General features: G+C 68.8%; 12 protein-coding genes. 4 read left to right on the top strand and 8 right to left on the bottom strand.

Annotation, left to right across the window (positions count from 1 at the left end):
• Positions 1-54: 54 nt before the first annotated feature.
• From kduI to FBZ89_RS17590, 3 genes are all read left to right on the top strand, one after another.
• Positions 55-900 carry a 5-dehydro-4-deoxy-D-glucuronate isomerase gene (gene kduI / locus FBZ89_RS17600; protein WP_145751191.1) on the top strand — a complete coding sequence of 282 codons (846 nt, stop codon included), beginning with the start codon at positions 55-57 and terminating at the stop codon, positions 898-900.
• A gap of 14 nt (positions 901-914) precedes the next feature.
• Positions 915-1,703 carry a 2-dehydro-3-deoxy-D-gluconate 5-dehydrogenase KduD gene (gene kduD / locus FBZ89_RS17595; protein WP_145751190.1) on the top strand — a complete coding sequence of 263 codons (789 nt, stop codon included), beginning with the start codon at positions 915-917 and terminating at the stop codon, positions 1,701-1,703.
• A gap of 140 nt (positions 1,704-1,843) precedes the next feature.
• Entirely contained in the window at positions 1,844-3,145 is a 1,302-nt protein-coding gene (locus FBZ89_RS17590; protein ID WP_145751189.1) for a hypothetical protein, read from the top strand.
• Between the two features lie 23 nt (positions 3,146-3,168).
• Here FBZ89_RS17590 and FBZ89_RS17585 read toward each other — a convergent pair whose 3' ends face one another.
• The 8 genes from FBZ89_RS17585 to FBZ89_RS17550 form a co-directional block, all read right to left on the bottom strand.
• Positions 3,169-4,485, bottom strand: a complete 1,317-nt coding sequence (locus FBZ89_RS17585) for a carbohydrate porin (protein ID WP_145751188.1) — start codon at positions 4,483-4,485, stop codon at positions 3,169-3,171.
• Between the two features lie 196 nt (positions 4,486-4,681).
• Complete coding sequence (locus tag FBZ89_RS17580) at positions 4,682-5,962, bottom strand: TRAP transporter large permease (protein WP_145751187.1); 1,281 nt, start codon at positions 5,960-5,962, stop codon at positions 4,682-4,684.
• A 4-nt stretch (positions 5,963-5,966) separates the two neighbouring features.
• The gene (locus tag FBZ89_RS17575; protein ID WP_246172296.1) at positions 5,967-6,491 is read right to left on the bottom strand and encodes a TRAP transporter small permease; all 525 of its coding nucleotides are present in this window, start codon (positions 6,489-6,491) and stop codon (positions 5,967-5,969) included.
• A gap of 4 nt (positions 6,492-6,495) precedes the next feature.
• Positions 6,496-7,491 (bottom strand): TRAP transporter substrate-binding protein, encoded by a 996-nt coding sequence (locus FBZ89_RS17570; RefSeq protein ID WP_145751186.1) that lies wholly within the window; start codon positions 7,489-7,491, stop codon positions 6,496-6,498.
• Between the two features lie 52 nt (positions 7,492-7,543).
• The gene (locus FBZ89_RS17565) at positions 7,544-8,362 is read right to left on the bottom strand and encodes a 2-keto-4-pentenoate hydratase (protein WP_145751185.1); all 819 of its coding nucleotides are present in this window, start codon (positions 8,360-8,362) and stop codon (positions 7,544-7,546) included.
• A gap of 215 nt (positions 8,363-8,577) precedes the next feature.
• Entirely contained in the window at positions 8,578-10,044 is a 1,467-nt protein-coding gene (locus FBZ89_RS17560; protein ID WP_145751184.1) for a mannitol dehydrogenase family protein, read from the bottom strand.
• 26 nt (positions 10,045-10,070) lie between these two features.
• On the bottom strand, positions 10,071-11,090 hold the full coding sequence (locus FBZ89_RS17555) for a sugar kinase (RefSeq protein ID WP_145751183.1): 1,020 nt from the start codon (positions 11,088-11,090) through the stop codon (positions 10,071-10,073).
• Between the two features lie 188 nt (positions 11,091-11,278).
• Positions 11,279-12,211, bottom strand: a complete 933-nt coding sequence (locus tag FBZ89_RS17550) for an alpha/beta hydrolase (protein WP_211115274.1) — start codon at positions 12,209-12,211, stop codon at positions 11,279-11,281.
• Positions 12,212-12,406: 195 nt separating this feature from the next.
• Between FBZ89_RS17550 and FBZ89_RS17545 the strand changes: the two genes are divergently transcribed.
• On the top strand, positions 12,407-14,035 hold the full coding sequence (locus tag FBZ89_RS17545) for a carboxylesterase/lipase family protein (RefSeq protein ID WP_145751181.1): 1,629 nt from the start codon (positions 12,407-12,409) through the stop codon (positions 14,033-14,035).
• The last annotated feature ends 277 nt before the right edge of the window (positions 14,036-14,312 follow it).

Raw genomic sequence — 14,312 nt, 5'->3', positions numbered from 1 at the left:
CGCCGTGCCCCTGACCCCAAGCGGGGAAACCACAAACAAACGGGGAGAATGGCCATGTTCAAGAAGGTGTATCAGGCGACCCATCCCGACATGATGGATGGCGCCCGTAACCAGCAGTTGCGCGACCGCTACCTCATCACCGACCTGTTCGTGGCGGGTGAGGTCAGCCTGAACTATTCCCACAACGAACGCTTCATCATCGGCGGCGCCGCGCCGGTGAACGCGCCCCTCGATCTGCCCGTGCAGACGGAACCGGCCTCGGCCGCCGGCAAACCCTTCCTGGAGCGCCGGGAACTGGGCATCGTCAACGTTGGTGGCCCCGGCACGGTCACGGTGGACGGCACGATCTACGACCTGGCGTCGCGCGACGGCCTGTACGTGCCCATGGGGACGGCGACGGTGGTGTTCGCCTCCACTGATGCCGCCCACCCGGCCAAGTTCTATCTGGCCAGCACCCCGGCCCACGCCCGTTTCCAGACGGTGAAGATCCCCATCGACCAGGCCGTGCCGCTGGAGCGCGGGGCGCTGGAAACCAGCAATGAGCGCACGATCTACCAGTACATCGTGCCGCAGACCTGCCAGTCGGCGCAGCTGCTGCTGGGCCTGACCATGCTGAAGCCGGGCAGCGTGTGGAACACCATGCCGCCCCACTTGCACGACCGCCGGTCCGAAGTCTATTTCTACTTCGATATCAAGGACGACCAGCGCGTCTTCCACTTCATGGGTGAGCCGGAGCTGGCCCGCCACATCGTGGTGGCCAATGAGGAGGCCGTGGTGTCGCCGCCCTGGTCCATCCACATGGGCTCTGGCACCGCCAACTATTCCTTCATCTGGGCCATGGGCGGGGAGAACCTCGACTACACCGACATGAAGGTGCTGGACATCTGCCAGCTGCGCTGAGGAAGGGCGACCCCATGGCTTACAACCCGTTCGACCTGACCGGCCGCGTGGCCCTGGTCACCGGCGCCAACACCGGCCTGGGGCAGGGCTTGGCCGTGGCGCTGGCGCGCGCCGGCGCCGACATCGTGGCCGCCGGCCGCAGCACGCCGACGGAGACGGAGGCGGCGGTGACCGAGGTGGGCGCCCGCTTCCACTTCGTCCATGCCGATCTCGACAGCGTCGGTGTGGTGCAGCAGGTGGTTGACCAGGCCGTCGCCGCCTTCGGCCGCATCGACATCCTGGTCAACAACGCCGGCACCATCCGCCGGGCCGACGCCCTGGACTTCTCCGAGGACGATTGGGACCTGGTGATGAACGTGAACCTGAAGACGCCCTTCTTCCTGGCCCAGGCCGCGGCGCGCCAGATGGTGGCGCAGGGCGCCCAGGGTAAGGGCCAGGGTAAGGGTAGTGGCGGCAAGATCATCAACATCGCCTCGATGCTATCCTTCCAGGGTGGCATCCGCGTCGCGTCCTACACCGCCAGCAAAAGCGGCATCGCCGGCCTGACCAAGCTGCTGGCCAATGAGTGGGCGGCCAGGGGCATCAACGTCAACGCCATCGCGCCCGGCTATTTCGCCACCAACAACACCGAGGCGCTGCGCAACGACGAGACGCGCAACCGCGACATCCTGGCCCGCATTCCCGCCGGCCGCTGGGGCCGTCCGGAGGATCTGGGCGGGGCCGCGGTGTTCCTGGCCTCAACCGCCGCCGACTACGTGCACGGCACCGTCCTGGCGGTCGATGGGGGATGGCTGGCCCGGTGATCTGTACGATAGGGGGAGCCGGGGCCGGCGAGGGGGCCCGTCAGGAAATGCCGGCCGAAAAAGTTCTATGGCACCGGCCGATGCGGTAGATATGGTCGATTGCAGGTCGCGACAGCGATACCGTTAAGTGAGCCTCGACCGTGACCGACACGCCTCTTCCGCTGATCAGCCGACCGGCCGTCGGGCGGCATTTGACCGGCTCCCTCGTCGGTAAGATCCTGGCCATCGTTGTCCTGTCAGCCTTGCTGGTCAGCCGTGATGCGGATTGGGTAACGCATCCGACCCTCTGGGCGGAGGATGGCGTCATCTGGTTCCAGAACGCCTATACCAAGGGCCTCAAGGTCCTGGTCATGCCCAGCGCCGGATACATCAACCTTTTCCCCTATGCCATGGCCCTGGCTGCCCGGGCCATGCCTCTGGGATGGCTGCCGGGTTGGATGATGGCCGGCGGGTTCGTCGCCCAGGTGGCGCCCGCCGTCTTGCTGCTCCTGCGGGGGGCGCCGCTTGTCCCGTCCATCTGGGCCCGGTGGGCGCTTGCGGTCTTTTACCTGGGCGTTCCCAATTCCTACGAAATCCATTTGAACCTGACCAACGCCCAATGGCACCTGATGCTGCTGTCCTTCCTGATGCTGGTGCTGCCGGCGCCGCAGGGGCGGGTCTGGCGGGCGCTGCAGTATGGCGTGTTGCTGGTCAGTGGGCTGACCGGGCCGTTCTGCCTGTTCCTGGCCCCTGTCGCCTTGTGGCAGCGGCTGGGCGCGGCCCCTGAGCAACGGCGCCATGCCTTCATTCAGGCGGCGATCGTCGGATCGGCCGCCTCAATCCAGGTGCTGTGCCTGCTCACCCTCGGCGCGGGGGAGCGCCAAAGCCTAGTGTTGGGTGCCAGTGGCACGCGCCTGGCGCAGATGTTGACGACCCAGGTGTTCCTCAGCGGCGTGTTGGGCACCGCCACTGTTGGCGCTCTAAAGCAGGGCGCGCTGTGGCAGCAGCCAGCGATGGCCTGGGTCATCGCCCTGGCGGGCCTGTCCATCATCACCCTCGCGTTGGTGAAGGGGCCGTCGAGCTTTCGGAAATTCTGCCTCGCCGGGCTTATCCTGCTGGCCTGCGCCCTGGTCAGCCCGGCCGGCGCACCAGTGGGGGACCAGTGGGCCCTGTTGGGCATGCTGGGATACGGGGGCCGCTATTTCGTCATCCCCATCCTGATCTTTTTCACCGCCTGCCTGATCCTGGCGTGCAGGGCGCCCGGCAGGTTCCGCATTCCCGCCTGCGCCCTGCTGTGCGTCTTCATGGTGGGGGTATGGGCGGATTGGCTGTACCCGACGCGCAGCGGCACGTTCGCCGCCTATCACCAGGCGGTGGAGGCTTTCGAGAACGCCCCGCCGGGAACCCAGGTTTCCTTCCCGGAGGCCAGCCCTGGTTGGAACATGGTGTTGACCAAGCGCTGAGGCCGGCGGGGTTGCTTTAACCTTCAAATCTCCGCGTGGAACCGGAGGCCCAGCACGTTCGCCGGGCCCCGGTCGCGGTTGTAGGCGGGGTTGGCCACGAACTGGTAGTCCAGCGTCAGGTTGAGGCCGGTCCACAGGGCGGCGCTGTAGTACGCCTCGAGGATGCGCTCGCTGCTGTAGCTGAGGCGCCCGTCGCCCACCAGGATGCCCAGGCCGCCGGCCGCCAGGTAGTCGCGGGCGTCGGCGTTCAGCATGTTGACCACGCCGGCCAGGCCGGCGGTGTCCTTGTCCCGGCCCCAAGAGGCGCCGGTGAGGGAAGCGCCGACGGACAGTGACTTGTTCACATCGGTGAATTCATAGGCCTCCTTGCTGCCGTCGTTGGCGCTGGCGCGCAGGAACAGGCCCCAGTCGTCGCCCATCTGCTGTTCCGCATTCAGGGCGAATCCGGCGCGGGTGGCGTAGCGGCGGACGTCGCCGGTGTCCGGCACCCCGCCGGTCAGCGCCGCCGCCCGCACGGCGTCGCCGTAGCTGCCCATGTTGGCGTGGTTCTGGAAGACCAGCACCTTCACCTTGCCGTCACGGCCCATCAGCTGGTGTCGCTCCTCCGCCTCCACCACCAGTTCGTACTGGCCGAAGCCGCGCACAAGGGCCTTGTCGTTGGGCTTGCGCGACAGGTCGAAGACGCCGGCGCGCAAGGTCCACCAGCTCTGCGTCCATTCCGCCGCCGCGCCGTAGCTGTAGCCCCAGGCGTCGGCGGCATAGTCGAAGGCGCCGCTGTCCACCACGGTCCAGTTCAGGAAGTCCTTGCGCGGGTCATGGGCGTAGGTGTTGGCGTCGAAGATGTCGGTGACGGAGAATTTGCCGGCGGTGATGACGATATTGTCAGCCGTGCGGCTGCCGCCCAACTGGTTGGCGGCGGCCTCCAGCGGCTGGACCTCTCCCCCCAGATTGAAGGTCTGGCGGAAGAAGGCGCGATCCAGGCGGATGTAGGGCTCGCTCTCGCCCACCTTGTAAGCCTCGGCACTGGGGAAGCCCGCTACGCCCAGCGTGTTGCTGAGACCGAAGCCCTGGTCGATCTCTGGGTTGGCGTAGAATTCCATGCCCGGCCACAGGCGCACGCCGGCATAAAGCGTGGCGTCGGTCGTCTCATTACCGCGCGCGCCCGGATCCAGGCTGTTGGCGCCCCGGTAGGGTGAGCTGAAGCTGGGGTGGTACTGCTCCACCAGCGTGAATTGGCCGTGCAGGCTCCAGCTTTCCGCCTCCGGTATGTCCGCCTCGGCGGCCAGCGCTGCGCCGCAGGTCAAGGCAAGGATAGGCGTGATGGTGAGAAGCATTTTCATTTAAATAACCCGCCCGCCGGAGCATGAATTCAACAACCGCGTTCCTTTGGCAAAGTTCCGTTACGGATTTGCGATGGGGAACGCTGTCGTTATACGGTTTCGGCGGGCGGTATGCGCCCATACGAAGGTTTGGGCAAGTCGGGCGTTTTGTCGCAGTGCCATTCGATTGTTCTGTTATTTCATAACGTTAGTGACGTTATTTCATAGCATTGGGCAGCCAAAGCGACAGGAACGGTATGTAGGAGACGAGCATCAGTACCACGCCCGCCGCCAAGTAAAACGCCCAGATGGACCGCATGAGCTGGCCCACCGGCACCTTGCCGATGGCGCTGCCCACGAACAGGACGGAACCGATGGGCGGGGTGATCAGGCCGATGCCGCCGTTCAGCATCATGATGACGCCGAACTGCACCGGATCGATGCCGAAGGCCTTGGCCACCGGCAGGAAGATGGGGGTGCAGATGATGATCTTGGGGCCCATGTCCATGAAGGTGCTCAACGCCAGCAGGATGAGGTTCATGATCAGCAGCACCATGACCTTGGTGCCGGCCATGGCCTTCAGCGCATCCACCGCCGCCGCCGGCACCTGCAGGTAGGACATCAGCCAGCCGAAGGCGCTGGCCGCGCCGATCATGAACAGGATGATGCCGGTGGTGTGGGCGGACCCGGCGCAGCACTCCTTGAAATCGGCCCAGCCCAGGCGGCGGTAGACCGCGACCGTGACGATGACGGCGTAGACCACGGCGATGGCCGCACTCTCCACCGCCGTGAAGATGCCGGCGCGCACGCCGCCGAACACCAGCACCACCAGCAACAGGCCGGGGCTGGCGGAAATCAGGCGCCGCACCACCGCCGCCATGCCGGGAAAGGGCTCCACAGCGTAGCCGCGCTTGCGGGCGATGAGATAGGCCGTGACCATCAGGGCGGCGGCCATCACCATGGCGGGCAGGATGCCGGCGGCGAACAGGTCGGCGATGGAGATGCCGCCGCCGCCCGCCGCGGAATAGAGGATCATGTTGTGCGAGGGCGGCACCATCAGCGCCACCAGGGCGGAGGTGATGGTGACGTTGACGGCGTAGTCGCGGTCGAAGCCGCGCGCCACCATCTGCGGGATCATGGTGCCGCCGATGGCCGAGGCGTCGGCGATGGCGGAGCCGGAGACGCCGCCGAAGAAGGCGGAGGCCAGCACGTTCACCTGGCCTAGGCCGCCCCGCAGATGGCCCACCAGGGCGGAGGCCAGGCCGATCAGGCGCTCGGAGATGCCGCCGCGCATCATCAACTCACCCGCGAAGATGAACAGCGGGATGGCGATCATGGCGGTGGAACTGATGCCCGAGGTCATCTGCTGCACCAGCACCATGGGCGGCAGGCCCAGGGTGACGATGGCGGCGACCGACGCGGCGGCGAGCGAGAAGCCCACCGGCACGCCCAGCAGCAACAGGACGGCGAAGGCGCCGAAGAGGACGGCGATATCCATGGGTTCAGTCCTCCACGATCATATGGTCGGGGGTGGGCAGGGGCACGACCAGCCGTTCCGCCGCGAACAGGGCGATCAGCGCGCCACCCAGCGACAGGGGCAGATAGTTCAGGCCTTCCGGCAGCTCCGTGCCCGGCATGGCGATGGACCAGTTGTCGGCCATCAGGTCCCAGCCCCAGACGGCCAGCGCCGCGCCAATGGCCAGCACCACCAGGCGGGCGAAGGCGTTGAGGGCGGCCTGCACCCGGGGCGGCGCCACCTGGGCCAAGGCGATGAAGCGGAAGTGCATTTCCCGCCGCACGGCCACGGCGGCCCCCATCAGGGCGGTGGTGGTCATGAACAGCAGGGTCAGGGGCTCGGTCCAGCCGGGGCTGTCGTTCAGGACATAGCGGGCGAAGACCTGCCAGCCCTCGGCCAGGCTCATCCCCACCATGCCGATGGCGGCCAGCACGGTGGCGGCATGGGAAAGGCCGGTCAGGGTCATGCCGGCCAAGCCGGCGGGGGCGGCGGTCGCTTGGGTCGCGTGCATGGGGTCAGGCCTCCTGCCGGATGCGGCGGTAGAACCGGTTGCGGTCGGGGTCGGCCAGGTAGGTCTTGAGCACCGGTTCAGTCGCGCGCCGGAAAGCGTCCTTGTCCACCTCCGTCACCTGCACACCGTTGGCGATGCAGTGGGCCCTGGCCGCGGCCTCGTCCCGGTCCCACAGGTCGCGCATCATGGGGACGGAACGGGCGGCCAGATCCAGCACCAGGTCGCGGTCGGCCGGGCTGAGGGCGCGCAGGCTGCGTTCGGAGATGAACAGCAGTTCGGGCGACATGGAATGGTGCGTTTCCGCCCAGTGGCGCGCCACCTCGAACTGGCGGGTGGAGTCCAGGCTGGGCCAGTTGTTCTCCGCCCCGTCGATCAGGTGGGTCTGCAGGGCGGTGAACACCTCGCCGAAGGACAGCGGCGTGGGGTTGGCGCCCATGGCCTGGGCCATGGACATGAAGATGTCGGACAGGGGCACCCGGATCTTCATGCCGCGCAGGTCGCCCGGCTCATGCACCGGTCGGCGGCCGTTGTAGATGCACCGTGCGCCGCTGTCGTAGAAGCAGGCGGCCACCAGGCCGCGCTGGCTCAGGGCCGTCAGCAGATCCTTGCCCACGGCGCCGTCCAGCGCCCGGCGCATGTGGGCCACGTCATCGAACACATAGGGCAGCGTCAGCACGCCGGAGATGGGGAAGATGTTGGTCAGCGCCGCGAAGTTCACGCGGGTGAAGTCCAGCGCGCCATAGCGGGTCAGGTCTATGGTGTCGTTTTCCCGTCCGATCTGGCCGGAATGGTAGACGCGCATGGACAGGCGCCCACCCGTCTCCTTGGCCAGTTGCTCCCCGATCCACTGGATGGCCTGGACGGTGGGGTAATCCTGCACGTGTACGTCGGACGCGGTGAAGGTGCCGGGCGGCGGGGCGCTGGCCCGGGCATGGCCGCCGGCGAGCGCCACGGCCGCGCCGGCGGCCATGCCCCCCAGCAGTTGTCGGCGCTTGATCAATCCGTCCTCCCGTTCGCTTATTGCTTGTAACCCTGGCGGCGTCGTTGCGTCGTCAGGGAGGCCCATCGAGGGGCGTCGCTGGCACCGCCCGGCAGTGCAGGACGCCATCGGGGCCGAAGTCCGCCTTGGCCGTCTGGCCGGCCACGATATCGTGGATGCCGGTGGTGGCGCCGGTGGAAACCAGGTCGCCACTTCTCAACGGGCGCCCGCGCGCCGCGAGATGGCTTGCCAGGAAGCGCAGGGCCGACAAAGGGCCGCCGGGGATGGACGGCGCGCCGCCCACGCCCACGCGGACGCCCTCGATGATCGTCTCGCAGCGCATGCTGTCCCAGCCGCGCGCCCGCCAGCTGGATATTTCCGGACCCAGAATCAGGCCGGCATTGTTGCCGAAGTCCGACACCACCACGGGCGGCCCCAGGTCATTGATGGTGGCGAGCGGGCTGCCCGCCGGCTCGATCCCTATATGGAGCGCGCCCACCAGGTCCGCCGCCTCATCCTCCGTCCAACTCAGCTTGCCGGCCGGCGCGTCGGTGCTCAAGCGGAAGACATATTCGGCCTCCACCGCGGCGAAGCCGCCGACAAAGGTGGGAAAGGGCGTCACGGCGCCGCCCTCGGCCAACCAGACATTGCGGGCGAAGATGGGGCCGGCCAGACGCGGCTCGCCCAGCGTCTCCTCCCAATCGGGGGGAATGCGGCCGATCTTCCAGCCGGCGATGCGGTCGGGCCACAGGCCAATCGCCACCTCCTGCGCGGCATAGCCCTGGGCCAGATCTATGGGCGTGGGACCCGGATAGCCTGGCAGGGAACGAGCCGCCCGGCGGGCCGCGACGAAAGCGGCGGCGGCGGCGCTGGGGGAATAGGTGGCGGTCATGGCCGCACCCTGCGCGGGTGCTTCTTGTCCGGCCAAATCCTGTTCCGGACGATGGCTGCCGCTGCGGCAGGCACGGCACGCCGAGCCATGGTCGACCCTCCCTGGGATCCCGTCATTTCTTGTCCATCGTGTCTAAAGGAAACCGGTGTCATTTACAAGCCAGCTCTGAGGCCGGACGGCACAAGTCCGCCCGGCCCCAGGCCGTGATTTCAGGCTTACAGCGCCGCCACGGCGGCCAGCACCGCGTCGCGCCCGCCATTGCCCAGGCGGGCGTAGGCGTCGATCAGTGCGGCGCGGAAACGGGTGTCGGTGGCCAGCGCCGGCGCGAACATCACCTCCAGCGCCAGGAAGCGGTCCACGTCGGCGGCGGTGCCGTCACAGCGGCCGCCGATGTCCAGCAGGGTGGGGGCCAGCGGGTCGGTCAGGCCGGCGCCCTCGGCCGCGCGGCGGCGGACGAAGTGCATCCAGCCGGCGACCACCAGGGCGGGGCGGGATATCGACAGGCCCTGGCCCAGCCGCTCCTCGATCACGCCAAACAGGCGGTAGGGCAGCTTTTGCGACCCGTCCCAGGCGATCTGGGCCAGCAGGTGGCGGATGGCGGGGTTGCGGAAGCGCTCCAGGATCTGCCCGGCATACTGGGCCAGGTCATAGCCCGCCGGCGGCGTCACCGTGGGCAGCACGTCCTGCAGCATCAGCCGTTCCAGGAAGCCGGCGAGTTCCGGCGTGGTCATGGCGTCGGCCACGGTTTCCGCGCCCGCCAGGCCACCCAGGTAGGCGAGGGCGGAGTGCGGGCCGTTCAGCAGGCGCAGCTTGGCCCGGCCGAAGGCACCGACATCAGTGGTCAGGATCACGCCCGCCTTGTCCCAGGCCGGCCGGCCGTTGCAGAAGCGGTCCTCGATCACCCATTGGGTGAAGGCCTCGCGCTGGATGGGCCAGGCGTCGGCCACGCCGGTCGCGTCCAGCACCCGCTGGCGCAGGGCGTCGTCGGTGGCCGGGGTGATGCTGTCCACCATGGTGCTGGGGAAGGCGACATACTCCCGCACCCAGGCGCCCAGGTCGGCGTCCAGGGCGGCGGCGTATTGCGCCGTGGCGCGGCCCAGGCGGCGGCCATTGTCCGTCATGTTGTCGCAACTGATGACGGTGTAGGGCGGCAGGCCCACGGCGCGGCGGCGGCGCAGGCCGGCGACGACATAGCCGATGACGCTGACCGGCGTTTCCGGGTGGGCCAAGTCATGGACGATGTCCGGATGGCTGGTGTCCAGCTCCCCCGCCGCCGTCAGGCAATAGCCCTTCTCCGTCACGGTGATGGTGACGATGCGGGTGGCGGGCGCCGCCAGGCGGGCCAGCACGTGGCTCTGCGCCTCCGGCGCGCACAGCACCTCACGGATCGATCCGATGACCCGGTGGCCGATCGTGCGGTCCAAGGTCACCAGCGTGTACAGGCCGTCCTGCGGCACCAGCGCGTCGCGCACGCCCGGGCTTTTCAGCGACACCGCGCTGATGGTCCAGTCGCCCCCGTCCAGTGCCAGGGCGTCATCCGTGTAGACGGCCTGGTGGGCGCGGTGGAAGGCGCCCGGGCCGAAATGGACGATGCCGATGCCGCACACCGCCCGGTCATAGCCGGGCCGGGCCACGGTCTGGGGCAAGGTCGGCAGGGTGGCGGGGGACAGGTGCGCGGTCATCAGGCTCAGGCTCCGGAAGGCGGGTATCAGCGGCGGACGTCCAGCCCGCCGGCGTCCTGGGCCGCCAGGATGTCGGCCTCGGGCAGGGGCAGGGCGTCGCCGGGAATGGAATGTTTCAGCGCGGCGGCGGCCACGGCGAAGGACAGGGCCCGGTCAGGCTCCCATCCTCGCATCAGGCCGTGCAGCAGGCCCGCGGCATAGGCGTCGCCGCTGCCGATGCGGTCGACGATGCCGGCCAGCGCGTGGGTGCGGCTCTGGTGCAGGCTGTGCCGGGTGGCGAGCTTGCCGTAGAAGTCCTGCTGGTCCACGCCATGGTGGCTGCGCACCGTGGTGGCGATGGTCTGCAGGCGCGGGCAGGCGTCGAACAGGGCCCGGGCTGCGGCGGGGAAGCGCGCCGCCTCCTCCAGCCTGTCCACATCCAGGTCCAGCAGCAGCGCGGCGTCGCGCTCATTGGCGAACAGCAGGTCGCATTGCTCGATGAAGCCGCGCAGGATGGCCGGGGCGTTGCCGCCGCGTGCCGTCCACAGCTTCTGCCGGTAGTTGCAGTCGAACGAGATCTTGAGGCCCAGGGCGCGGGCGGCCTGCAAGGCGGCACGGGCCGCCGTCTCGGCCTGCGGGCTGACGGCGGGGGTGATGCCGCAGATGTGCAGCCAGTCGGCCCCGGCCAGCAGCGCCTGCCAGTCATAGGCGGCCGGGTCGGTCTCCGCGAAGGCGGAGCGGGCGCGGTCATAGATGACGTCCGACGGACGCGTCACAGCGCCGGCGGACAGGAAGTACAGGCCCATGCGGCCGTCGGCGTAGCGGATGCCGTCCGTGCCGACACCATGGCGGCGCAACTCACCGGCGCAGGCGCGGCCGATGGCGTTGTCGGGTAGGGTGCTGACGGCGCGCACGGTATGGCCCAGGTGGGCCAAGCCGACGCCGACATTCGCCTCCGCCCCGCCGAACAGGGCCGTCAGGCTGGGGCTTTGCAGCAGCAGCTCATGACCGGGGGCGGCCAGGCGCAGGAGCAGTTCCCCGAACACCACGACATGACCGCGCATCATTCCGTTCATCTCTCCTGGCCATCCATTCTGGTCGCTGCCGCGGGGTGGTCAAGGCCAACCCACGCGTCCTCCCGGGCCCGTCTGTGCCGCGGGCTTGCCCGACGCACTGTGCCAGCGGGACCGGACCGGATCAATGACCAATTGACACCGGTGACATTAAAGGCGGCCTTTCCCGCACGGAAGGACCGTCACGGCATCATCCCTAGGCCACGCACCCAGGCGATGTAAAGGTCCGGCCACGCCGCGGCCGGCAGCCTGGCGACACCCCGGATGCCGAAACCGTGGCCGCCCTTCTGGAAAATGTGCAGTTCGGCCGGGACCTTGGCGGCATGCAGGGCGGCATAGAAGCGCAGGCTGTTCTCCACCGGCACCGACGGGTCGTCGTCGGCGTGCAGCAGGAAGGTGGGCGGGGTCTGGGCCGTCACCGCCCGCTCCGTGGAATAGGCCGCGTCCTGCGCCGGGGTGGGATTGTCGCCCAGCAGCTGGGCGCGCGATCCCTGGTGGGCGATGGCGGGATCCATGCTGACCACGGGGTAGACCAGGGCCAGGAAGTCGGGTCGGGCGCTCAGCCGGTCGGCCGCGTCCTGCGGCGTATAGACCGGGGTGTCATAGCGTGTGCCCAGGCTGCCCGCGACATGGCCGCCAGCCGACAGGCCCATGGCGCCCACCTTGTGCGGGTCCACGCCCCATTCGGCGGCGCGGGCGCGGATCAGGCGCATGGCGCGTTGCGCGTCCCGCAGAGGCACGTCGGCGGCGTGGACATGGCCATCGCCCGGCAGGCGGCCCGGCAGGCGATAGGTCAGGACGAAGACGGTGACCCCGGCGGCGCTGAGCCGCCGGCCGATCTCATCGCCCTCCTTGTCCACCACCACCCTGCGATAGCCGCCGCCCGGCATAACCAGCAGGGCGGTGCCGTTGGGGTGGGCCGGGCGGTACAGCGACAGATGCGGCCGAGTGATGCCCACGGTGTAGCGGTCGTGCCAAGCGGCGGGATCGGCGCTACGCTCCACCACCGTCTCCTGCACCGTCACCCCTTCCGATCCCGGGCCCACGCCGGCGGGCCAGATGGGGAAGGGGGTGGGCAGACCATCGGCCAGGGCGACACGCGGAAGCCCGGTCACCAGGACGGCCCAAACGACGCCGGCCGCAAAAGCCCTCTTCACAAACGCATGGAAACCGGTGTCATATATTGGCCCGAGGTTGGGACGGGTGCGATCCATCGGGTCCTCCCTGCGCTTGATCTGTGGCCATAAAAGGAAGTGGGAGGAAGCATGGACCGGGGTCGACCGTTCCGCCAAGCGGAAAGTCGCGTTTCCTTGTCATCGGTCGATCGCCGCGCGGCATTGGGGTTGGGCGTGGCCGCCGCCGCGGCGCTGACCCTGCCGGCGCGGGCTTGGGCCGCTTCCGATCCGGTGGTGACCACCGCCCACGGGCGGGTGCGCGGCACGCGCCACGACGGCGTCCAGGTGTTCAAGGGCATCCGCTACGGCGCCGACACCGGCCCCCGCCGTTTCCAGCCGCCGCAGCCGCCAGCCCCTTGGCGCGAGGTCAGGGACGCGCTGGCCTATGGTGCGGCCTGTCCCCAGACCCGGTTCGACGAACCGCAATCCGAGGATTGCCTGTTCCTGAACGTCTGGACGCCGGAGGCCAAGGCCGGCGGCAACCGGCCGGTCATGGTCTATATCCACGGTGGCGCCTATTCCCACGGGTCCGGCAGCGATGCCCTTTATGACGGCACGCGCCTGGCGCGCCGGGGCGATGTCGTGGTGGTGACGCTGAACCATCGCCTCAACGCCTTCGGCCATTTGTATCTGGGCCGCTTGGCCGGAACGGCCTACGCCCAATCCGGCAACGCCGGTATCCTGGACCTGGTGCTGGCCCTGCGATGGGTGCGCGACAACATCGCCGCCTTTGGCGGCGATCCCGGCCGCGTCATGCTGTTCGGCCAGTCCGGCGGCGGCGCCAAGATCGCCACCCTGATGGGGACGCCGGCGGCCCAGGGCTTGTTCCACCGCGCCGCCACCATGAGCGGCCAGCAGGTTACCGCCTCCGGACCGTTGAACGCGACCGCCCGTGCCCAGACCTTTCTGGAAGCCCTGGGCCTGACACTGGAACGCGCGGCGGAGGCGGCCGCTCTGCCCATGGAAAAACTGCTGTCGGCCCTGAACACCGCCGATCCCATCCACGGCGTGGCCGGGCAGGGCATGGGCGGGCTCTACTGGGGCCCCGTGCTGGACGACCAGGTGCTGGCCCGCCATCCCTTCTATCCGGATGCCCCGGCGCAGTCGGCCGGCATCCCCATGATCATCGGCAATACCCATGACGAGACGCGGCTGCTGATCGGCGGGAGCGACCCGTCCACCTTCACCCTGGCCTGGGACCAGGTGCCCGCCCTGTTGGCCAAGCACATGCGGGTGGACATCAACCCCGACCTGGTGGTGGCGGAGTACCGCCGGCTCTACCCCGGCTATAGCCCCAGCGACGTCTTCTTCTCCGCCACCACGGCTGGCCGCTCCTGGCGCGCGGCGGTGATGGAGGCGGAGGCGCGCGCCATCCAGGCTCAGGCGCTGGGCCTAGGGGCGGGGGGGCAGGCGGCGCCTACCTACGCCTACCAGCTGGACTGGGGCTCGCCCAAGGATGGCGGCAAGTGGCGGGCGCCGCACACGCTGGACATCCCCCTGGTGTTCGACAACACCGGCGTGCCCGACTCGCTGTCCACCGACAATGCCGACGCGCGACTCATGGCGGAGCGGATGAGCAACGCCTTCATCGCCTTCGCCCGCACGGGCGATCCCAATGCCGGCGGCGCGCCCCGCTGGACGCCGTATACCCTGTCAGGGCGGGAGACCCTGGTGTTCGACCTGGACTGGCGCCTGGAACAGGACCCGCGTGGCGCCGAGCGGCGCCTTTTCGCTCTGATGCCTTTCATCCAGCAGGGGACCTGAGCGCCGGTAAAAACGGCGCATTCCCTGACAGTTTCGCCAGGAACGGCCCCACGGGAGCAAGACGGCGTCGCGAACAACTCTTGGTGCTTGCATCGGTCGGTAACCGGTGTCATTTTAGGAACAACGGCGATGGCCAAACAGGCCCTAAAGACGCCGACATAATGGGAGGGTGTGGGAATGCCATCACGCAGAGGCATGGGCTGGGGCGCCGTCGGCGGCTGCCGCGCCCGATCAACTTTTCGAAACGCACCATCTGGGCATCCGGGGACGCCAGGGC

This window comes from Nitrospirillum amazonense, assembly GCF_007828045.1.
GTDB lineage: Bacteria > Pseudomonadota > Alphaproteobacteria > Azospirillales > Azospirillaceae > Nitrospirillum > Nitrospirillum amazonense_C.
The sequence above is the reverse complement of the archived record's forward strand: the minus strand, read 5'-3'. Positions and strand labels throughout refer to the sequence as shown.

Bases quoted from the DNA above. Each gene is read 5' to 3' on its own strand.
- kduI (WP_145751191.1), top strand. From the start codon at position 55: ATGTTCAAGAAGGTGTATCAGGCGACCCATCCCGACATGATGGATGGC.
- kduD (WP_145751190.1), top strand. From the start codon at position 915: ATGGCTTACAACCCGTTCGACCTGACCGGCCGCGTGGCCCTGGTCACC.
- FBZ89_RS17585 (WP_145751188.1), bottom strand. From the start codon at position 4,485: ATGAAAATGCTTCTCACCATCACGCCTATCCTTGCCTTGACCTGCGGC.
- FBZ89_RS17580 (WP_145751187.1), bottom strand. From the start codon at position 5,962: ATGGATATCGCCGTCCTCTTCGGCGCCTTCGCCGTCCTGTTGCTGCTG.
- FBZ89_RS17575 (WP_246172296.1), bottom strand. From the start codon at position 6,491: ATGCACGCGACCCAAGCGACCGCCGCCCCCGCCGGCTTGGCCGGCATG.
- FBZ89_RS17565 (WP_145751185.1), bottom strand. From the start codon at position 8,362: ATGACCGCCACCTATTCCCCCAGCGCCGCCGCCGCCGCTTTCGTCGCG.
- FBZ89_RS17560 (WP_145751184.1), bottom strand. From the start codon at position 10,044: ATGACCGCGCACCTGTCCCCCGCCACCCTGCCGACCTTGCCCCAGACC.
- FBZ89_RS17555 (WP_145751183.1), bottom strand. From the start codon at position 11,090: ATGATGCGCGGTCATGTCGTGGTGTTCGGGGAACTGCTCCTGCGCCTG.